At 62.3% G+C, this 18,999-nt stretch carries 18 protein-coding genes; 13 read left to right on the top strand and 5 right to left on the bottom strand.

The window, feature by feature from the left end:
* Positions 1-51: 51 nt before the first annotated feature.
* From ACWTV3_RS12390 to ACWTV3_RS12420, 7 genes are all read left to right on the top strand, one after another.
* Positions 52-993, top strand: a complete 942-nt coding sequence (locus tag ACWTV3_RS12390) for an ABC transporter permease (protein WP_498478507.1) — start codon at positions 52-54, stop codon at positions 991-993.
* On the top strand, positions 990-1,817 hold the full coding sequence (locus ACWTV3_RS12395; protein ID WP_498478508.1) for an ABC transporter permease: 828 nt from the start codon (positions 990-992) through the stop codon (positions 1,815-1,817). The genes ACWTV3_RS12390 and ACWTV3_RS12395 overlap by 4 nt, the downstream gene beginning before the upstream one ends.
* Entirely contained in the window at positions 1,817-2,614 is a 798-nt protein-coding gene (locus ACWTV3_RS12400; RefSeq protein WP_197133085.1) for an ABC transporter ATP-binding protein, read from the top strand. The genes ACWTV3_RS12395 and ACWTV3_RS12400 overlap by 1 nt, the downstream gene beginning before the upstream one ends.
* On the top strand, positions 2,611-3,438 hold the full coding sequence (locus tag ACWTV3_RS12405) for an ABC transporter ATP-binding protein (RefSeq protein ID WP_498478509.1): 828 nt from the start codon (positions 2,611-2,613) through the stop codon (positions 3,436-3,438). Before ACWTV3_RS12400 ends, ACWTV3_RS12405 begins: the two co-directional genes overlap by 4 nt.
* Positions 3,435-4,511, top strand: coding sequence for a C45 family autoproteolytic acyltransferase/hydrolase (locus ACWTV3_RS12410; RefSeq protein ID WP_498478510.1), 1,077 nt, complete (start codon positions 3,435-3,437; stop codon positions 4,509-4,511). Before ACWTV3_RS12405 ends, ACWTV3_RS12410 begins: the two co-directional genes overlap by 4 nt.
* A 179-nt stretch (positions 4,512-4,690) precedes the next feature.
* Positions 4,691-6,274: a sodium-dependent transporter gene (locus tag ACWTV3_RS12415; protein ID WP_498478511.1), complete on the top strand. Its 1,584-nt coding sequence runs from the start codon at positions 4,691-4,693 to the stop codon at positions 6,272-6,274.
* Complete coding sequence (locus ACWTV3_RS12420; protein ID WP_498478512.1) at positions 6,271-6,414, top strand: MetS family NSS transporter small subunit; 144 nt, start codon at positions 6,271-6,273, stop codon at positions 6,412-6,414. Before ACWTV3_RS12415 ends, ACWTV3_RS12420 begins: the two co-directional genes overlap by 4 nt.
* Here ACWTV3_RS12420 and ACWTV3_RS12425 read toward each other — a convergent pair.
* The gene (locus ACWTV3_RS12425) at positions 6,411-7,277 is read right to left on the bottom strand and encodes a fumarylacetoacetate hydrolase family protein (RefSeq protein ID WP_498478513.1); all 867 of its coding nucleotides are present in this window, start codon (positions 7,275-7,277) and stop codon (positions 6,411-6,413) included. The two genes, ACWTV3_RS12420 and ACWTV3_RS12425, sit on opposite strands and share 4 nt — an antisense overlap.
* Positions 7,278-7,435: 158 nt before the next feature.
* On the opposite strand from ACWTV3_RS12425, the gene ACWTV3_RS12430 reads away from it, so the two are divergent.
* Genes ACWTV3_RS12430 through ACWTV3_RS12440 form a run of 3 tightly spaced genes read left to right on the top strand, consistent with a single transcriptional unit; the run spans position 7,436 to position 9,805 of the window.
* The gene (locus ACWTV3_RS12430; RefSeq protein ID WP_498478514.1) at positions 7,436-8,662 is read left to right on the top strand and encodes a DUF3500 domain-containing protein; all 1,227 of its coding nucleotides are present in this window, start codon (positions 7,436-7,438) and stop codon (positions 8,660-8,662) included.
* Positions 8,655-9,047: a nuclear transport factor 2 family protein gene (locus tag ACWTV3_RS12435; protein WP_498478515.1), complete on the top strand. Its 393-nt coding sequence runs from the start codon at positions 8,655-8,657 to the stop codon at positions 9,045-9,047. Before ACWTV3_RS12430 ends, ACWTV3_RS12435 begins: the two co-directional genes overlap by 8 nt.
* The gene (locus tag ACWTV3_RS12440) at positions 9,047-9,805 is read left to right on the top strand and encodes an IclR family transcriptional regulator (protein ID WP_498478516.1); all 759 of its coding nucleotides are present in this window, start codon (positions 9,047-9,049) and stop codon (positions 9,803-9,805) included. Before ACWTV3_RS12435 ends, ACWTV3_RS12440 begins: the two co-directional genes overlap by 1 nt.
* Positions 9,806-9,878: 73 nt before the next feature.
* Here ACWTV3_RS12440 and ACWTV3_RS12445 read toward each other — a convergent pair whose 3' ends face one another.
* From ACWTV3_RS12445 to ACWTV3_RS12460, 4 genes are all read right to left on the bottom strand, one after another.
* A complete protein-coding gene (locus ACWTV3_RS12445; protein WP_498478517.1) occupies positions 9,879-11,402 on the bottom strand; it encodes an ATP-binding cassette domain-containing protein in 1,524 nt (507 codons plus the stop codon).
* Positions 11,399-12,367 carry a branched-chain amino acid ABC transporter permease gene (locus tag ACWTV3_RS12450; RefSeq protein ID WP_498478518.1) on the bottom strand — a complete coding sequence of 323 codons (969 nt, stop codon included), beginning with the start codon at positions 12,365-12,367 and terminating at the stop codon, positions 11,399-11,401. Before ACWTV3_RS12450 ends, ACWTV3_RS12445 begins: the two co-directional genes overlap by 4 nt.
* Positions 12,364-13,248 (bottom strand): branched-chain amino acid ABC transporter permease, encoded by an 885-nt coding sequence (locus ACWTV3_RS12455; protein ID WP_498478519.1) that lies wholly within the window; start codon positions 13,246-13,248, stop codon positions 12,364-12,366. The genes ACWTV3_RS12450 and ACWTV3_RS12455 overlap by 4 nt, the downstream gene beginning before the upstream one ends.
* Before the next feature lie 78 nt (positions 13,249-13,326).
* A complete protein-coding gene (locus ACWTV3_RS12460; protein ID WP_498478520.1) occupies positions 13,327-14,556 on the bottom strand; it encodes an amino acid ABC transporter substrate-binding protein in 1,230 nt (409 codons plus the stop codon).
* A 138-nt stretch (positions 14,557-14,694) separates the two neighbouring features.
* Between ACWTV3_RS12460 and mhpA the strand changes: the two genes are divergently transcribed.
* Genes mhpA through ACWTV3_RS12475 form a run of 3 tightly spaced genes read left to right on the top strand, consistent with a single transcriptional unit; the run spans position 14,695 to position 18,940 of the window.
* Positions 14,695-16,281 (top strand): bifunctional 3-(3-hydroxy-phenyl)propionate/3-hydroxycinnamic acid hydroxylase MhpA, encoded by a 1,587-nt coding sequence (gene mhpA, locus ACWTV3_RS12465; protein ID WP_498478521.1) that lies wholly within the window; start codon positions 14,695-14,697, stop codon positions 16,279-16,281.
* A complete protein-coding gene (locus ACWTV3_RS12470; protein ID WP_498478522.1) occupies positions 16,278-17,450 on the top strand; it encodes a CaiB/BaiF CoA transferase family protein in 1,173 nt (390 codons plus the stop codon). The genes mhpA and ACWTV3_RS12470 overlap by 4 nt, the downstream gene beginning before the upstream one ends.
* On the top strand, positions 17,447-18,940 hold the full coding sequence (locus ACWTV3_RS12475) for a carboxyl transferase domain-containing protein (RefSeq protein ID WP_498478523.1): 1,494 nt from the start codon (positions 17,447-17,449) through the stop codon (positions 18,938-18,940). The genes ACWTV3_RS12470 and ACWTV3_RS12475 overlap by 4 nt, the downstream gene beginning before the upstream one ends.
* Positions 18,941-18,999: the final 59 nt, after the last annotated feature.

An 18,999-nucleotide genomic window follows, 5' to 3' on the forward strand; every position in this document is an offset into this window, starting at 1 on the left:
CGCTTCGGCTGGCAGCCCTCGGGTTTCATCCCCACGGAAGTAGACACCGCAGTGACTTTCATCCTTCGACGACTGGCGGCCCTCATCGGGGTCCTCATCGCCTCTAGCTTTCTTGTTTTTGCCGCCATGTATGCGGCTCCGGGCAGCCCCGAGAACTTTCTGGTTCAAGGGCGAACCGTCAGTCCCGAGGTGCTCGCCGCGATTCGCGCCCAGTACTCCCTCGACGATCCCTTCCTCGTGCGTTTCTGGAACTGGTTCATCAACGTTCTTCAGGGTGACTTCGGTCGCTCGCTCGCTAACCAGCAGGATGTCGGCGACCTCCTCGCCGGACGCCTCCCGACCACCTTCATGCTGGTCTCCCTTGCCGCCATCATCATCATCGTGTTGGGTATCGGTCTCGGCATCCTCGCGGGCACCAAGGGCGGAATCGTCGACAAGGTAGTGCTGCTCGGCTCCAACCTCGGCTTCGCCATCCCCACCTTCTTCGCCGCTCTCATCCTGATGAGTATCTTCAGCGTCGGCCTCGGCTGGTTCCCGGTCTTTGGTTCGGGCGACGGTTTCTTCGACCGCATCTGGCACCTCTCCCTCCCCGCTCTCGCGCTCGCCCTGCCATCGGCGGCAGTCGTGGCGCGCATCACGCGCACCTCTATTCGCGAAGAGCGCGACTCCGAACACTCGGTGATGGCTCGGGCTCGCGGCGTTGCCGAGGGCCTCGTCATGCGCCGCCACGTCATCCGTAACTCGATGCTGCCGGTCAGCACGATCGTTGGCGTTCACATTGCGGGCCTCATCGCTGGTTCGTTCGTCGTGGAGTACGCCTTCACGCTCGACGGAATCGGCACCCTGCTCGTCGACGCCGTGCAGCGCAAAGACTTCGCGGTCGTTCAAGCGATCGCGATTGTGCTCGTCGCTGCTTTCGGTGTGATCAACCTTCTCGTTGACCTCCTCTATGCCTCCATCGATCCGCGAGTGAAAGTGCAGCAGACCCGATGAAACAATTCGCTGAACGAATGGGAACGCTGGGGCTCGTTGCCTGCGGCATCATCCTCGTAGTGGTTCTCGGCGCGCTCCTCGCCCCGATTATTGCCCCCTACGATCCGACCATCGGATCTGTCACCCAGCGCTATCAGGGCATGTCTGCCGAGCACTGGTTCGGCACCGACCAGGCCGGCCGCGACATCTTCTCGCGACTGGTGTGGGGAGCTCGCTCCAGCTTGACCGGGCCACTCATCGTCGTCGTGATCACCGCTATCTTCGGTACCACCATCGCGCTCACCGCGGTCTGGTTTGGCGGCTTCGTCGACTCGGCGCTCAGCCGCCTTCTCGACCTGCTCTTCGCCTTCCCGAACCTGCTGCTCGCGATGCTCGCTATTGCAGTCTTCGGCCCGAGCCTCACCACGGCGGCACTCGCACTGGCGGTTGCTTATATTCCGTATTCGGCACGTGTGGTGCGCAGCATGGCAATGCGCGAACGCAACCTGCCGTACATCCGCTCCCCTGAACTGCAGGGAATCCCCGGCGCTGTCATTACCGTGCGCCATCTCTTGCCCAACGTTGCCCCGCTCATCGTCACGGGCGCCACGATCAACTTTGGGTTCGCCATGATCGAGCTCGCCGCACTGTCGTTCCTCGGCTTGGGCGTTCAACCACCCGAAGCTGACTGGGGACTCATGGTGTCGAACGGTCAACAATCGCTGCTCAACGGCTACCCCGCCGAGAGCGTGCTCGCGGGCCTCAGTATCGTGATTACCGTGGCAGCAGTCGGCTATGTCGGCGAACGACTCGGCGGCCGTGCCGCTGCAGGGAGGAAAGCCTGATGCTCGATATCACCAGCCTCTCACTCACGATCGGCGCCGATCGCCAGATTCTGCGCGACGTCTCCCTTTCGGTCGCCACCGGAGAAGCCGTCGGACTCGTCGGCGAATCGGGTAGCGGCAAGTCGATGACCCTGCGCTCAATTCTGCAGATTGAGCCCACCGGCTCCGAAGTCACCGGTTCCATCACCCTCGACGACGTCGACGTTCGCGCCCTCCGTGGCGAAGAGCTGCGGCGGATGCGGGCCAACGATGTGTCGATGATCGCCCAGAATCCGCACGCGGTTCTCAATCCCGTGCTGCCCGTCGAGCGCTACCTCATCGAGGGAATGCACGACGCTCAAGGCCAGCCGACTCGCACCGCTCGGCTGCGGGCCGGCGAACTGCTCGAGCAGGTCGGCATCGATGCCGTGGAGCGCGTACTGCGTTCCTACCCGCACCAGTTGTCGGGCGGCATGCTGCAGCGCGTCGTCATCGCCGGAGCGATCGCGGGCAAGCCGCGGCTCATGCTCGCCGATGAACCCACCACCGCGCTCGACGTCACTACCCAAGCCGAAGTGATGGCGATCCTCGACGAATGCCGCCACGAGCTCGGCATGGCAATGCTCTTCGTCACCCACGACCTCGACCTCGCTGCCGCCGTGTGCGACCGCATCGCGGTCATGAAGGATGGCGAAATCGTGGAAATCGGATTGCCGGAACAGCTTCGCGACAACCCCCAGCATCCGTACACGCGCTCCCTGATGGAATCGCGCCCCGCGGGAATCACTTGGACTCTGGAAGGCGACACCACACCATGACCACACCAGGAATCATCGTCACCAACCTGACCAAGACGTTCCCCACCGGGCCCAAGAAGCGGATGACGGCACTCGATGCCGTCTCTCTCACGATCGACCAAGGCTCGTGCCTAGCCGTCGTGGGCGAATCCGGTTCGGGCAAAACGACCCTCGCGCGCATTATCGTCGGGCTCGAAACTCCCGACTCCGGCGAGGTGGCCGTCAACGGTGAACCCGTCGCGCCGCGCGCGAACCGCAAGGAACTTCGGCGCCGAGCCCGCGACATCCAAATGGTGTTTCAGGATCCGCAAAGCTCATTGAACCGTCGCCTGCCTGTTCGCGTTGCCGTTGACGAAGTTCTGCGAGCGCACTCCCGCCTCAGCGCAGCCGCCCGCCGCGAACGCTGCGCCGAACTGTTCACTCTGGTCGGCCTCGAGACACGGTTCTTGGATGCCCTTCCGAGTGAACTCTCCGGTGGTCAGAAACAGCGCGTTGCTATCGCTCGCGCGCTGGCCGCGAACCCCGCCGTCATCGTGCTCGATGAATCGGTCGCGGCTCTCGACGTGACAGTGCAGGCGCAAATCTTGGAGCTCCTAGCCGAGCTGCGCGTCTCGCAAGGGCTCACGTACCTCTTCATCACTCACGACCTCTCTGTCGTACAAATGATCGCCGACCAAGTGGTGGTGATGCGCAAGGGAGCCATCGTCGAACGCGGAACGACCACCGACGTGCTCACCGCACCCCAGCATCCGTACACCCGCCTGCTGCTTGCCTGCGCTCCGCGCCCAGGCTGGAAGCCGCAACGCGGAATGATCGCCAAGCTTCGAGAAGAGATCGCTTCATGACCGGCACGACACCCACCATCATCCGCATCAACTCGGCGGATGCTTTTCACCGCGGGCTTTCGCGCGGGCTAGACACTGCCGACGCTCTGCGTCAGGGAATCGAGATCTACCTCGACCTGTTCGAGACCTCTGGCATCCCGCGCGCCGAGGTGCAGAAGCATGGCGAGCAGGCTGTTGTTGCGACCGCCGAGTGGAGCACCGATCTCGCGAACGAGATGCGCGGCGTCGCCGAAGGCAGCAAGATTCCGCTCTGGAAGATCGCAGCGCTCAATGCGCGCACCGAGATCTTGTCGCGCTCGGTCGGCGCGAAGCCGGGCGAATGCTCCACAGTCGTGAACGCGGCCGGCAACCCGGTGAGCGCTCAAACGTGGGATTGGCACGAAGAGCTCTCCGAGTTCTGGCACCTACACGAGGTCTCGGGCACCCCGCGTAACTTTGTGGGGCTCACGGAGCACGGCATCCTCAGCAAAATCGGCATCAACGATGCCGGCGTCGGGATCATGCTCAACATCCTCGGTCACACCTCTGATCGCCCGGATGGCGTGCCCGTTCATCTGGTTGGCGCCCGCGTGCTTGCCGAAGCATCCACTCTCGCTGAGGCCGTGGAGATTCTGCGCACCGCCCCGGTGAGCACCTCAAGCGCAATCACGGTCGTGAGCCCCGAGGGTGCCGTGATCGTGGAGCTGAACCCCGAAGGCGCTGCCGTGCTGCAGCCCATCGATGGCGTACTTCTGCACACCAACCACTTCTTGGATCCCGTGCTCAGCACTGGCGAAAAGCTTGGCCTCTACGATCCCGACACTCAAGCGCGCTACGACGTGCTCGTCGAACGGGTTGCCGCGAAGCCCTTGCCTTCGGTGGCGCTCGACCTTATCCCCTACATGCTGTCGGAGCCCGGCGATGCCGCTCAACTGTGCTGCGTGCCCGCTCCCGGTTCCGTTTTCGGCGACCGCTGGGCCACGCTCGCCACCGTGACGCTGGATGCCGTTGCCCGCACCATGACCGTCTCTGCCGGTTCGCCCCAGGATGTCGGCACCGCAACGACCGTGCGATTGGTGGCGGCGAGCGCCTAACTTTCAGACTGCTGGCCCACCACTATTCGCGCAGACGCCGCTTTCCTGCCGCCGTCACATGTCGCCATCTGGCACCCCACGGTGTTAACGTGAGAACACTCCTTAGGGGGTAGCGGGTCGCTATTTCGGGGCGGCCCCAGCGACGGTCATTCGGGTGACCATCACGCAGAGGAGCAACTGTGTCAGCGCAACAGCATTCGGGAGCACACGGAACGGTCGCCTCACGGCCTCGCGAACAGTGGTCGGGCCAGCTTGGGTTCATCCTGTCGGCCATCGGCTCCGCCGTGGGTCTCGGCAACATTTGGCGCTTCCCCGGTGTCGCTTACGAGAACGGTGGCGGGGCATTCCTGATTCCGTACCTGATCGCACTGGTCACGGCCGGCATCCCGATTCTGTTTCTCGACTACGCGATCGGGCACCGCTTTCGCGGGTCAGCACCGACCGCATTCCGTCGCCTCGGCGGCAAGGCGGGCAAGTGGCTCGAGTCGCTTGGTTGGTTCCAGGTCTGGATCTGCATCGTCATCGCCGTCTATTACGCGGTCGTCGTCGCGTGGGCGGCCAGCTATTTCACCTTCAGCTTTGACCTGCGCTGGGGTGACGACACCGCTGGCTTCTTCTTCGGAGAATTCCTTCAGACCTCGGACCCCGGCTTCAGCTCGCAGTTCGTACCGGCCGTGCTCATCCCCCTCGTGCTCGTGTGGGTTGCGGTTCTCGCCGTTCTCGGTTCCGGTATTGCCAAGGGCGTGCAGCGCGCCAACGTAATTTTCTTGCCGCTCCTCGTTGTGGCCTTCCTTATCCTTGTGGTGCGCGCGCTGTTCCTCGACGGCGCCATGACCGGTTTGGATGCTCTCTTCACGCCTGACTTCTCCGCCCTGAGCGACCCCGGCGTCTGGATTGCGGCCTACAGCCAAATCTTCTTCTCACTGTCGATCGCCTTCGGCATCATGATCACTTATTCCTCGTACCGCAGCCGCAAAGCGAACGTCACAGCACCCGCTCTTGTTGTGGCTTTCGCCAACTCGTCGTTTGAAATCATCGCCGGCATCGGAGTCTTTGCGACGCTCGGCTACTTCGCCTTCCAACGGGGAGTCGGTATCGATGAGCTTGAGAACATCACAGGAGTAAGCCTCTCGTTCGTCACGTTCCCTGCCATCGTCTCGCAAATGCCCGGCGGCCCCCTCTTCGGTGCTCTGTTCTTCGGCTCACTCGTGATGGCCGGGTTCACCTCGCTGTTGTCAGTGCTGCAGGTCGTGTCATCCGCGTTCCAAGACAAGTTCGGGATTACCGCCCGCCAAGCATCACTGCGGGTCGGGCTACCTCTAGCCATCGTCTCCGTGCTGTTGTTCTCCACCACCACCGGCGTCATCACTCTCGACACCGTCGATCAGTGGGCCAACAACATCGGAATCGTTGGTGCCGCGATCGCGGCGACAATCTTGGTGATCTGGGTCTTCCGAAAGGGACCAGAGTTAGCAGGGCACCTCAACGCTGTCTCCACATTCAAGGTCGGGCGAATCTGGCAGCTTCTCGTCGGAATTCTGGCGCCCGCCGTTCTGCTCTACATGCTCATCCAGCGCATCATCGTGCTCGTCACGGAAGGCTACGAGGGCTACCCGCTCTGGTACCTCGCGGTAGCGGGCTGGGGCACGATCGCGGTAATTCTCATCGGCGCGATCACCATGACGGCTCTGCGCTGGAAACACGATCCGGATGACTTCACCCCGTGGCCCAGCCCCCAAGCGCTAAAGGAGCTCAAGAAATGAGCGGCATCGCCATCACGTTCTTCATCATCGCCGCCGTGCTCGTGTGGGGCGGCCTCGTGGCGAGCATCGTCTTTCTCGCCCGCAAGCCTCAGCTCGACGTGTATCCCGAGGGCGCCGACGAGGTCAGCGACAACGACTAGCTTTTAGAGCGATAGGAGTTATCAACGACGAGGTTGCTGATAGAACCGATGCGTTCGATATCAACCTCAACCACATCTCCGGGTTGCAACAGCCAGGCAGGGTCTCGGGAGTAACCGACCCCCGAGGGCGTTCCCGTGCAAATGATGTCTCCCGGGTTGAGGGTGAAGCTGTGGGAAATCAACGAGAGAACCTCGCCGAGCTCGTAGATCATGTTCTTGGTGTTTCCATCTTGCACTCGCTCGCCATTGACACGAGTTTGCACGCGCAGCCCGTCGCGCAAGTCTCCAACTTCATCGGCCGTCACGAGCGCCCCCAGCGGGCCGCTGTTGTCGCCGTTCTTGCCCAAGATCCACTGAGAGGTGAGCTTTTGGGCCCGTCGTGAAGTGACATCATTAAAGGCGGCATAGCCCATCACGGCGGCGCGAGCAGTATCAGCATCCGCATCGACCAGTGGAACACCAATGTAGGCAGCGATCTCGCCCTCCCAATCGACTCCGTCCTCGTTGGAAGGCACAGGAATGGGAGCCCCATTGACGCTCAGAGATGAAGTCCACCGCGCGAAAATGGTGGGGTATTCCGGCAACCCTGCATCGGAGTAGCTCCCCTCAAGTACGTGGTCGAGGTAGTTCAGCCCGATACAGAGCACGCGTGCCCCCGGCAGCACTGGTGGCACCAGCTGGAGTTGGTTCAGAGGAACTACGGTTCCCCCGGCAGCCGAGTGGCTCGCAAGTGCGGCAGCAGGTGAGGCCCAGAAAGTTTCGAGGTCGGCAAGGATTCGCGCGGATTCCACGCCATCCTGCGTCGTCAATGCTGCGACGAACGTGTCGCTCCCCTGAGAGAGTCGCGCTCCCACTAGCTTCATGCCGCGCCTTTCCGTAGCGTCGAAGTGCAGGATTAGCGCTCAGCAACCCTGCCTGAGATCGATCCTGAGCCCAGCCCTGACCACGGTCAACTGCCTGTCTCGATTCACGGGACACCTCCTACGAGGGTGGCCAACTGCTGTGCTTCAATGGCGACGTGATGAGCGACGACGCTGGTTTCCGGCACTACCTATACCCTTCGGACGATGAACGGATCGTGGGCCTCCGGGGCCTCGACGCGTACTCCTACCGAGAAGCGGCCAAGCACGACGACTTCACGGGCGGGTTGATCCGGGGGTGGCAACCGCTCTACCCCGCAGACTTCGTCGGCGTCACGTCTGATGGCACGATCATCCCGGATCTCTTCGCGGCAGCCCCCAACGGCGCCCCCGTCGCCGCGATGGTGAATGCCGCCACAGCAGCACTCGAAGCGCTCACTCCCGCCGAGCGTGAAACGCTGCAGTATCCGGTGGATGCTGTGCAGTGGCAATCGTGGGCGAACCCCGAATTCATGCAGCACGACACCGGTCTGCGGTTGGAGTTTCTTACCCCTGATGCTCGCGAGGCACTCCTGGGGCTAATCGACGCAACGCTGAGCCCCCAGGGCGCCACGCTCGCCCGCAAGCTCATGCACATCAATGGATACTTGGGCGGGCTCACCGGCCTTGAGCCGATCATGAACGATCTCAGCTACAACGTTTCCTTCTACGGAACCCCCTCGCTCACCGAGCCGTGGGGGTGGCAAATCTTCGGGCACCACCTCGCCCTGAATTGCGCAGTCGTCGCCGACCAACTGGTGATCTCACCGATCTTCTTTGGCGCAGAACCCGACAAGCTTCATGATGACGACGACCCTGCGCTGACCCCGCGCGTGACGAAAGCCCGCGCGGTTCTGGCTGCCCTGACTCCGGCCCAGAAGAACACGGCCGTGCTCTTTGATTCGATGGTGGATCCCGCGATGCCGGCGGGCCGCATCCATCCCGGTGACGAACGCCACCTCGCTGGCGCCTTTCAAGACAACCGCGTCATCCCCTACGAGGGCGTATGCGTTTCAGAACTCGAAGCGGCAGCGCGAGAGCGGCTCAGCGAACTAGTACGCGAGTTTATCGACTACCTGCCCGAAGGCCCCGCTCGAGCTCGACAGCTCGAAATCGAGGCGCACTTCGACGAGACCTGGATCTCGTGGATCGGCGGCACTGGCCCCGAGGATGTGTTCTACATCCGCGTGCAGAGCCCCGTCGTGATTCTCGAACTCGACCACCACTGCGGTGTCTTCCTGAGCAACGACGAACCCGCTGGATTCCATATCCACACGATCGTGCGCACCCCCAACGGCAACGATTACGGCCGAGCCCTGCTTCGCCAGCACGAGGCGACTCATGAGTAACGATGCGCTGGCGGCAGCCCAACAACTCTTTTATAGCTACGGGGCGATCGCCGACGCCAAAGATATCCCCGCGGCGTTGGAGCTGTTTCGCGGCGCAACGGTGACGTTTCCGCAGCGCTCCGTGACCGGCGAAGATCAGCTCACCGAGCTCTACTCGCAGCTGTGGGGCAAGCCCAACCAGCACCGGCACATCATCACTAATGCTCGCCTTGTGGAGTCAGAACTGGGATACTCAGCCGTAGCTTTATACAGCCGGTGGGAGTTCACTCCCGCGCCACTCTTGACGACGATGGGAGAGTACGCGATGTCATTTTCGCGCGCGGACGACGGGCACACCTGGGCCATCGATTCCCTCGTCGTCACTCGCACTTGGCAGGCAAGCTGATGTCTATCTTCGGCCGCGCAACGACCATCCTCAACATCGTTGCCGAGGGCCGCGGACAACTCTCTCTCACTGATCTCTCCCAACGAAGCGGCTTGCCCCGGTCGAGCGTGCACCGCATCATTCAAGAACTCGAACGTGAGTGCTTCGTCATCCGTGCCTCCTCGGCGGGCGGTTATGCCCTCGGCCCCGGCGTCTTGAAGTTCGGGATGAACAGCCACTTGCAGCTCGTTGCTGGCATGCGCCCGGTGCTCACCTCGTTAGCGCGGGCAGTGAACGAGAACGTTGAGCTTGCGATTTTCAGCGGTCGAGAGGTCGTTGTCGTTGACCAGGTCGCTTCAACCGCGCGCCTTCACGCCGTAACCCAGGTCGGCAAGAGCTTTTCGCTGCACGGAAGCTGCATCGGCAAAGTGCTTCTAGCTCAGCTACCGAACGAAAAAGTGCGCGAAGTGTTGCCGACCGTGCTCGTCGGCCACACCAACAAAACGATCACTGACGTCGACGAATTCATCGCGGAGCTTGATGAGGTGCGCGCCAACAACTTGGCGTTTGACCACGAAGAACGCGACGTCGGCATCTCGGCCGTCGCCACGTGCATCCAGAATTCAGCGGGTGTCAATCAAGCTGTTGCCATCGTGGCGCCCACCGAACGATTTGACGTGTTGAAAGCTCTCTTCGTTGAGCGCCTCACGAAGCTGCAGGGCAGTGTCGACACCCGCAATCTGCTGTTCGACTCTCGCAACATCGCCTCGGCTAGCTAGCCTTCCCCGCCCGCAGGTCGTCGGACTCACTGCTGAGCCAGTCAGACGCATAGCTGCTCAGCGAAGCCGGCGCTCAGCCGAGGTAGCTCGACAACAGCCGAGCATCCGCGAGCAACTCCGCCGGCTTGCCCTCGAGCGTAATCTCGCCCTGCCCGAGCACCATGGCACGGTCGGCCAATTCCAGCGCACGATCTACGCTCTGCTCGACGACGATCATGGAGACGCCCGAATCTCGAATCGCTCCGAGCGCTTCGTACACTTCGTCGACCGCAATGGGCGAAAGCCCGAGGGAGATCTCGTCGAAAACGAGCAGCGTGGGCGCAGACATGAGCGCTCGCCCAATGGCCAACATTTGCTGCTGCCCGCCAGACAAGGCCGTTCCTGAATTCTTGCGGCGCTGCTTGAGGATGGGAAAGATCGAGTAGACCGCCTCGAGGCGCTCCGCTTTGACCTGCTTGCGCGCATCCAGGCCGCCAGCGATGAGGTTCTCCTCGATTGAGAGGGTGCCAAAAATTTTGCGGCCCTCCATGCACTGAGCAATTCCGAGCGCCGTGACTTCATCCGGGCGCAGGCCGGCAATGGACTTGCCAGCGAACGAGATTGTTCCCGACGTCAGCGGAACAGCACCGGCCAGCGAACGCGCCATCGTTGTTTTACCCGCACCGTTCGCGCCCAACAGCGCGACACATTCTCCGGCGCTGACCGAGAGCGAGACGCCCTTAAGGGCGTTCAGCCCGCCGTAACGCACCCAGATATCGTCAACAGTGAGCAGCGGCGTTCCCGGCGCAACCTTCGCAACGCTCACGAGTGACGTGAGCGAAGCGCGGATGTCTGCCCGTTTGCCCTCGTCAACCACCGCCGTATCGGCGCTTTCTGCAACCGAGCCAAGATAGAGCGACGCGACCACCGGGTCGGCGAGCACCGTGGGGGTCTGGTCCACCGTGACAAGCTTGCCGAAGTCGAGAACCGCCGTGCGGTCGCAGCATCGTGAGATGACATCCATGACGTGCTCGATGAGCACCATCGACTCGACCTCGGTGCGCAGGCTCTGGATGATCTCGATGAGTTCTTCCGTCTCCGAGCGCACGAGTCCAGCACCAATCTCGTCGAGAAGAAGCACCCGCGGTTTCAAGGCCAGCGCTCGCGCCAGTTCGAGGCGCTTGCGGCGCAGCAGGGGCAGTTTGCCCGCGACCTCCTCCGCAAACGGAGTGAGCCCCAAGCGTTCCAGGATGCCCGCCACGAAGGGCTCGAGCTCGCGGTGCGAAATGTGGTGGCCCGAGTTTGTCGCGGCCAGACGCACATTGTCGGCCACGGTCATCCGAGTGAATGGTCGGGGGATTTGGTAGGTGCGACCGATTCCCAGACGTGCACGATCAGCGGAACTGAGTTTGCTGATGTCGCGGCCATCGAAGGTGACCGTTCCGGAGTTCGGGGTGAGTGCACCACCGATTACTCCGATGAGAGTGCTCTTGCCGGCCCCGTTCGGGCCGATAACGCCCAGCACTTCGCCGGGGGCAACGTGCAACGACAGGCTATCGAGCGCCCGAACGCCGCCATACGACTTAGTAATCGACTCGAGTTGCAATACGGCGGTCATGAGAAGTTCCTCTTCTTCTGCAGAGCGAGCGTCAGCGTGCCCCAGATTCCATTGGGCATAAAGCGGATGACCAGCACGAGAACTACGCCAACGACGGCCAAATGAATCTCGGGGAACTGGATGAGGAACTCACCGAGCAGAACGATGAACACTGCGCCGACCCACGGGCCGACTTTGGTACCCATGCCGCCGATGATGGCGACAGAAACGATGTCGATCGTCCAACTAATTCCGAACCCACCGTTGGGCTGAACGATGCCCTGATTGAGCGCTTGGATCGATCCGATGATGGCGATGAATGCGCCCGACAGCCCAAACGCCCAGAGCTTTATGCGGTAGGTGCGCACCCCCAGCTGACTAGCGACATCCTCGTCGTCACGCACGGCCTGCATCCGGTACGACCATCGGCTTCGGAGCAACAGCAGAACCCCGACCACTACAATCACCGCCACAAGAAGCGCGATCCAGTACAGGTCGTAGGCCTTCGGCGCTTTAGCCGTCAGGAAGATACCTGCTTGGCCACCGAACCACGGGCTGTTCACGACGAAGATGCGCATCGCTTCGGCGAGCGCGAGGGTTCCCACCGTGAAATACAGGCCGCGAAGACGGAACAGCGCGGGGCTCACCATGAGGGCGAACAGCCCCGCTGCTACTGCAGCGAGTACAACGCAGAGTACGAGCGGGAGGCCGGCATTGCTTGCCATTGCCATCGTGTACACGCCGATTCCGAAGAATGCTGCCGAGCCAAGTGAGACGAGGCCGGTATAGCCAGCAGCAATGTTCCATGCTGCAGCGAGCGCGCCCAGCTGCAGGATGCGAAAACCAACTTCCTGTTGGTACGTGCCGGCGAAGTAGGGCACCGCAAAGGCGACCGCGGCTATCACGGCAACGATGATGAAGTCTCGTGGACCCACACGGGTGGGGGTCGCAATGCGACTGAGCAGGATTGAGATGCCATTCTTCACAGTGAACGCCTCCGTTTTAGGATTCCGTTAGGCGCGATGGCCAGAAGAATAATGAGCATGACCAGGCCGACGAAGGTGCGATAGCCGTCGCCGAAGAAGTAAGCGCCGAGCGACTGGATGACCCCCAGGGCTATTCCGCCCACGAAGGTGCCCATGATGTTGCCGAGACCGCCGAGCACGATGATCGCGAATGCGGTGAGCAGGTACTCGGAGCCGGATGACGGGGTGAACGAGAAGCACAGTGCGATGAGCACCCCACCCATCGATGCCAACCCGCCGTTGAGGGCGAAAGTGCCCCAGCGCACCCGGCTCACGTGAATCCCTACGATGGCCGCCGAGATCGGGTCTTCTGAACTGGCCCGCAACGATCGGCCGAACGAGGTGCGAGTGACGAGCATCCACACAGCGAGACAGACAGTCAGTGAGATGGCGAACCCGATGAGGTAAATCGTGGGGAGGTTGATGGGGCCGATGGCGATCGTCTCGCGGCTGAATGCGGTGTCGAGCGATCGGCTGTCGCCAGAGAAGAACCGAATGAACAGGTTCTCAAGAATGATCGCGAGGGCGAACGTGGTCAGCAGGCCAGCTTCTTCGCCGTGTTTGGCTACCGGAGCAAGAATGAATTTCTCAACAGGTGCCATGAAGGCGAACCCCAGTACGAAGACGATGGGTAAGGCCAGCAGGGGGCTGATGCCCCAGAACGCTGCAAGGTAGAAGGCGGCGTAGGCGCCGAGCACGACGATCTGGCCGTGCATAAGGTTGACGAGCTTCATCACGCCCAGCACGAGGGAGAGCCCTACCGCGCTGAGGGCGATGAGCCCACCAAGAAGGGCTCCGCCGAGGACTGTATTCGCCAGTCCTACAGGGTCGATCGAATTCATTCGAGGATCATCCACATCGTTGTAGGGGCGGTGAGGTGAGGGGCCGGCACTTCAGTGCCGACCCCCGAAGTCACCGGATTAGGGAACGGGAAAGAGGAAGTCCCCTGTTGCCTGGTCGGTGGGCCACACGATGATCGGCACGCCGTCTTGCCACTGCGATGAGACGACGGGAATCTTCGCTGCGTGCTCATCGTCGAACTTCACCGGTCCGACCGCGTAGATGTCGTCGGTCTCGCCGATGGCTGTGTTGATCTCATCCTTGTCGAGCGAGCCTGCCGCTGCGATGGCATCCATCAACACCATGGCTGCCGTGTAGCTGTCGGCGATGTGCTGGCTCGACGTTAGGCCGGTCTCAGACTCGAATGCATCCTTCAACTCCTCCGCACCGGGGTAACCGAACGACGGGTCCCAGTAGGCTCCGACGATGATGCCGTCGGCGAGATCTCCGAGCGCTTCAGCGAACTGCACTGGCTCGGCGCCCTTCTCCGCGACGATCACCTTCGGGGTCCACCCGATAGCCGCCATTTGCTTGCGGATCGAAATCGCTGCGGGGGTGATCGACGAGATGAGCACGATGTCAGCGCCCGACTCTTTAGCCTTTTGAATCGCAGCAGAGAAGTCGGTGTTGTCGGCGGGGAATTCGATGTTTCCCGCGACCGTGTAGCCCTGCTCTTCGGCAACGACCGGCCAGATCTCGTTTCCGATTGCCTGCCCGTCGGGACCGTTGTCGTGAAGGATGAAAACCTGCTTGTTGGTTTCGATCCCGTTTGCCTCGAGCGCTTCAAACGGTGCGACAGCCTGGTCGGCTACCGAGAAGAAGATGTCCCAGGCGTAGGTCCATTCCTTAACAGACTTGAACACTTCGATGGGGGTGCACTCTGCCACGAACGGTACGCCCTGCGCGTCAGCAACAACCGCTCCCGGGTTCACGAGGTCGGGGGTGCAGGAGCCAAGCAACGCATCAACCTTGGTCGAAGAGATGAGCGTCTTGATCGACGACGTGACCTCGTTGGGGTCAGACTTGTCGTCGACGAGCGTCAGTTCAACCTCGCGGGCTGTGCCATCGATCATGATGCCGCCAGCGGCATTCACTTCATCGACAGCGTGTTGGTAGCCCCATTGAAGGAAGCTGCCGAAACCGGCGAGAGTGCCGCTCAGGGGAATTGTGGCCCCGATCCGGATGGGCTCTGAAGAATCAGAAGATCCGCCATCCGCCCCGATGGGGGAACAACCGGTCAGGGCAATTGCTGTTGCCGTAATGAACGCGAAGCCGCCAGCCAGGCGCTTACGTCGGGTACTCAGGTGCATCGCGAATCTCCTTTGATTGCGGTCCGTGTGGCACGGGATACCCCATACTCAAACCCCGTCGACGAGCAAACAACTTTCCATCCCGTATTTCGGGACAGAACTTCGGCGCCCGCTTTCGTGACTTCTAGGCTCGGCGACGTGAGCAATGAAGCTACGCCGCCAACAGCGGCAACCGATACTTATGACGTCATGATCGTGGGACTTGGGCCCGTGGGAAAGCTGCTGGCGATCCAGTTGGGGCGCGCGGGTCATCGCGTGCTCATCGCTGATCGCAAGACAGAGGGCTATCCCCTGCCTCGCGCGGTTACTCACGATTTTGAGTTCGCGCGCATCCTGCAATCTATCGGCCTCGCGCCCGATACGATCCCGGAGATCACCGAGCCCTACGACGATATGTACGTCTGGCGAAATGCCGATCGCGAGAGCCTCGTCGAAGTCGACTGGAGCGGAATCGGGTCATCCGGTTGGTACAACACCTACTTCTTCAGCCAACCGGCGCTCGAAGACCGGATGGAGGCGGTGCTCCTGGCGCTGCCCACAGTGACAGTGCTTCGCGGATGGTCGGCTCAGGTCATTTCCGACGACGACGTTGTCTCGACCAGACTCAGCAGCCTCGCTACGGCAGAGGAACTCCTCGTGACGTCCCGCTACCTGGTGGGTGCCGACGGAGCGAACAGCACCGTTCGCCGGTGGGCCGGCATCGACTGGCACGACATGGGCTTCTTCTACGACTGGCTTGTCGTCGACGTCATCCCCGATCCCTCTCTCGAGTTTCCACACGTCGCGATCCAAACCTGCGACATCGCTCGCCCCGCCACGATGGTTCCTGGCGGGCCCGGTCGTCGCCGTTGGGAGTTCATGCGGCTTCCGCACGAGACCATCGAGTCGCTCAACAAGACCGAACGGGCGTGGGAGCTGCTCGAGCCGTTTGGTATCCGCCCCGAAAACTCGGAGCTCGAACGCCACTCGGTCTATACCTTCCAAGCGGGCTGGGCCACCAGTTGGCGCAAACGTCACGTCTTGTTAGCGGGAGATGCCGCCCACCTCATGCCTCCGTTTGCCGGGCAGGGGCTGGGCGCGGGCCTGCGCGATGTCATGAATTTGTTCTGGAAGCTCGCGGCGGTGCTCGACGGCGACGCAGCCGAGAGCGTTCTCGATACTTACGAGACCGAGCGCCTCACCCACATTCGTGAGTTCATCGACTTCTCCATCTCGCTGGGACGCGTCATTTGCATCACCGACCCCGACGAAGCGGCAGAACGAGACGAACGGATGATCGCCGAACTCGCCAAGGGCAACACTCCGCCCGCACCTCCCGCTCCGCTGCTGGGGCCAGGGCTTCACCTGCCCGACGGCGGACAGTTGTCACCGCAAGGCGTCATCCGCTTCGATGACTCCACCTCGCGTTTCGACGATCTGTATTCAGGGTCGGTGTTGATGCTGGCGCACGCCGAGTTGTTCGAGGCGCTTACCGCCGAGGCGACTGCCGCCATCTGTGATCTCGCAATCACTGTTGTTGCTCTTGCTGGTTCGCATCCCCTAGTCATTACGATCGACGAGGCCGATGGCACTTACGCGGCCTGGCTTCGCGAGCTCACGGCAGAGAGCGCACTCATCCGCCCTGACTTCTACACTTTTGGTGCCGTTGCTGGAGCCGACACGAGCGCCATGATTCTCGCCCTGCGGGACCAACTCGGCGTTGACGCTCTGGAGCCACAAGCATGAGCGACACCGGTTCGCTCAGCGGCTACCTCGTGCTCGACCTCACTCGCGCCCTCGCTGGTCCCCACGCGGGGATGATGCTGGGCGACTTAGGTGCCCGAGTGATCAAGGTCGAAACCCCGGGTACCGGCGACGACACTCGCGGATGGGGCCCACCGTTTGTTGGCGAGGAGGGCGCCCGTGAGTCGACCTACTTTCTCTCCACAAACCGCAACAAAGAATCGATCACCCTCAATCTCAAGGATGCCGCCGACTCCGCGCTGTTGGCTGACCTCATCAGGCGGGCCGATGTGCTTCTCGAAAATTTCCGGCCAGGAACACTCGATCGTTTGGGCTTCCCTCCCGAACGATTGGACGAGCTCAACCCGCGCCTCGTGCTGTTGTCGATCAGCGGCTTCGGGCACGATGGCCCAGAAGGCGGACGGGCAGGCTACGACCAGATCGCACAGGGTGAAGCGGGACTCATGTCGATCACCGGCAGCAAGCCAGACGACCCCCAGCGCGTTGGCGTGCCGATCGGAGACTTGCTCGCCGGAATGTACGGCGCCTATGGTGTGCTCGCAGCATTGCTCGAGCGCGAGCGCACGGGGCGGGGGCAAGTTGTTCGCACCTCGCTTCTCGCCTCCGTCGTGGGAGTGCACGCCTTCCAAGGCACGCGCTGGACTGTCGCCAAAGAGGTCGGGCTCGCGAACGGAAATCATCATCCGTCCATCGCTCCTTACGGGCTCTTTAACACGGGATCCGGAGCGGTACAGATTGCTGTCGGGTCCGAGAGCCTGTGGGCGCGGTTGTGCGCCATGACGGGCCTCGCCGTTGATGACGAGCGCTGGGCATCCAATGGTCAGCGCGTCGATAATCGCGACTCTCTCATCACCGCCTTAGAGCAAGTATTCTCCGATTGGAATGCGGATGATCTACTCGTCGCTCTCGAAGATGCGGGCATCCCCGCGGGGCGCGTGCGCAACCTGCAGCAGGTCTACGAATGGGACCAGACGCAGTCGCAGGGACTCATCGTGGATGTCGACCACGCGACGCTCGGCGAGATCAGCCTGCCTGGCCCGCCGCTGCGCTTCTTCAGCGCAGACGGCGAAGAGCACACGCGCACGGCACACTCGGCGCCGCCCACCCTCGGTCAACACAACGACGCGGTGCGCGACTGGTTGAAGCAATGAGCACCCTCCCCAGCGCCCGCGAGCTCATCGAGATGACGCTCGATAACGGCACCTTCGTCAGCTGGAATTCCCCGCTCGTTCCGCTGCCCATCGAGGACAATTACCGCGCCGAGCTCGAGGCCGCCCGTGCCAAAACAGGTGAAGACGAGTCGCTCGTCACCGGCGAAGGCCTACTCAACGGTGCCCGCGTTGCTGTCGTCGTAGGAGAGTTCCGTTTTCTTGGGGGCTCGATCGGTGTGAACGCGGCGACCCGGATGGTCGAAACGATTCGGCGCGCGACAGCAGAAGGTCTGCCCGTACTCGCGGCCCCCGTCTCGGGAGGAACGCGCATGCAGGAGGGCACGCGCGCGTTCCTGCAGATGGTCAAGATCACCGAGGCTGTGGTGGCGCACAAGGCGGCGAAACTGCCCTACCTTGTTTACCTCCGGCATCCCACGACCGGTGGAGTGTTCGCTTCGTGGGGCTCACTCGGCCACATCACGGTTGCTCAAACGGGCGCTCTCGTCGGCTTTCTCGGCCCGAAAGTCTACAAGGCGCTCTACGGTGCCGACTTTCCCCAAGGTGTTCAGACCGCCGAGAACCTCTTCGCCCACGGCATCGTCGATGCCGTGCTCGACGCCAAACACTTGCGCACGATGGCGGGTGAGGCACTCGCGATTATTGCCGCGTCGGGGGGTTCCTCTCCCCCACCGGCGGAGGAACCCGCAACGCAGATTCCGACGTCGTGGGAGTCGATTCAGATTTCGCGCCGCAGCGGACGCCCCGGCTTGCGTTCGCTTCTACGCTACGCCGCCACCTCCATCGTTCCGCTGAGCGGAACCGGTCAAGGCGAATCGAACAAATCAGCCGTGGTGTCCTTGGCCACCATCGGCGGACGAGGAACTGTCGTGGTGGGGCTCGACCGTCGCGCTCAGGGCGAAGCAGAGTTGGGGCCGGATGCGCTGCGCCAAGCTCGACGCGGAATGGCTCTCGCCGCTGAGCTCGGGCTGCCACTCATTACCGTCGTCGACACTCCCGGAGCAGCGCTTTCTCGCGAAGCAGAGGAGGGCGGTCTCGGCGGAGAGATCGCGCGCTGTCTAGCCGAGATGTTGGACCTTTCCGTACCGACCATCGCCGTGATTCTGGGCGAAGGAACCGGCGGCGGTGCACTCGCGCTCATGCCCGCCGACCGGGTGATTGCGGCCAGAAACGGGTGGCTCGCTCCGCTGCCGCCCGAGGGAGCCAGCGTGATCATGTTCGGCGACACGACGCACGCTGCGAGCATGACCGTCGACCAACGCGTGCGTTCGCAGGATCTGCTCGACGACGGAATAGTGCACGAAATCGTCGAAGAGTGGCCCTCCGCCGACGTTGAACCCGCTGACTTTTGCCGCAGAGTCGGGCACGCCATCGTGCGCCAACTGGCCGAGTTAGAGCAGCTTGGCGACGACGAACGCCGTACCGCGCGCACGGAGAACTACTTGGGGCTCGGCATCTCCCCGCACGCCTAGTGTTCGCTCCACAGCACGCGAAAGGGCGGGCATCCCACAGGATGCCCGCCCGTCACAGA

The organism is Salinibacterium sp. AL4.1, assembly GCF_059767305.1.

Coding starts and splice junctions, on each gene's coding strand:
- ACWTV3_RS12460 (WP_498478520.1), bottom strand. CDS start 14,556: ATGCACCTGAGTACCCGACGTAAGCGCCTGGCTGGCGGCTTCGCGTTC.
- ACWTV3_RS12440 (WP_498478516.1), top strand. CDS start 9,047: ATGTCTATCTTCGGCCGCGCAACGACCATCCTCAACATCGTTGCCGAG.
- ACWTV3_RS12425 (WP_498478513.1), bottom strand. CDS start 7,277: ATGAAGCTAGTGGGAGCGCGACTCTCTCAGGGGAGCGACACGTTCGTC.
- ACWTV3_RS12420 (WP_498478512.1), top strand. CDS start 6,271: ATGAGCGGCATCGCCATCACGTTCTTCATCATCGCCGCCGTGCTCGTG.
- ACWTV3_RS12410 (WP_498478510.1), top strand. CDS start 3,435: ATGACCGGCACGACACCCACCATCATCCGCATCAACTCGGCGGATGCT.
- ACWTV3_RS12430 (WP_498478514.1), top strand. CDS start 7,436: ATGAGCGACGACGCTGGTTTCCGGCACTACCTATACCCTTCGGACGAT.
- ACWTV3_RS12405 (WP_498478509.1), top strand. CDS start 2,611: ATGACCACACCAGGAATCATCGTCACCAACCTGACCAAGACGTTCCCC.
- ACWTV3_RS12445 (WP_498478517.1), bottom strand. CDS start 11,402: ATGACCGCCGTATTGCAACTCGAGTCGATTACTAAGTCGTATGGCGGC.
- ACWTV3_RS12470 (WP_498478522.1), top strand. CDS start 16,278: ATGAGCGACACCGGTTCGCTCAGCGGCTACCTCGTGCTCGACCTCACT.
- ACWTV3_RS12475 (WP_498478523.1), top strand. CDS start 17,447: ATGAGCACCCTCCCCAGCGCCCGCGAGCTCATCGAGATGACGCTCGAT.
- ACWTV3_RS12400 (WP_197133085.1), top strand. CDS start 1,817: ATGCTCGATATCACCAGCCTCTCACTCACGATCGGCGCCGATCGCCAG.
- ACWTV3_RS12455 (WP_498478519.1), bottom strand. CDS start 13,248: ATGAATTCGATCGACCCTGTAGGACTGGCGAATACAGTCCTCGGCGGA.
- ACWTV3_RS12395 (WP_498478508.1), top strand. CDS start 990: ATGAAACAATTCGCTGAACGAATGGGAACGCTGGGGCTCGTTGCCTGC.
- ACWTV3_RS12435 (WP_498478515.1), top strand. CDS start 8,655: ATGAGTAACGATGCGCTGGCGGCAGCCCAACAACTCTTTTATAGCTAC.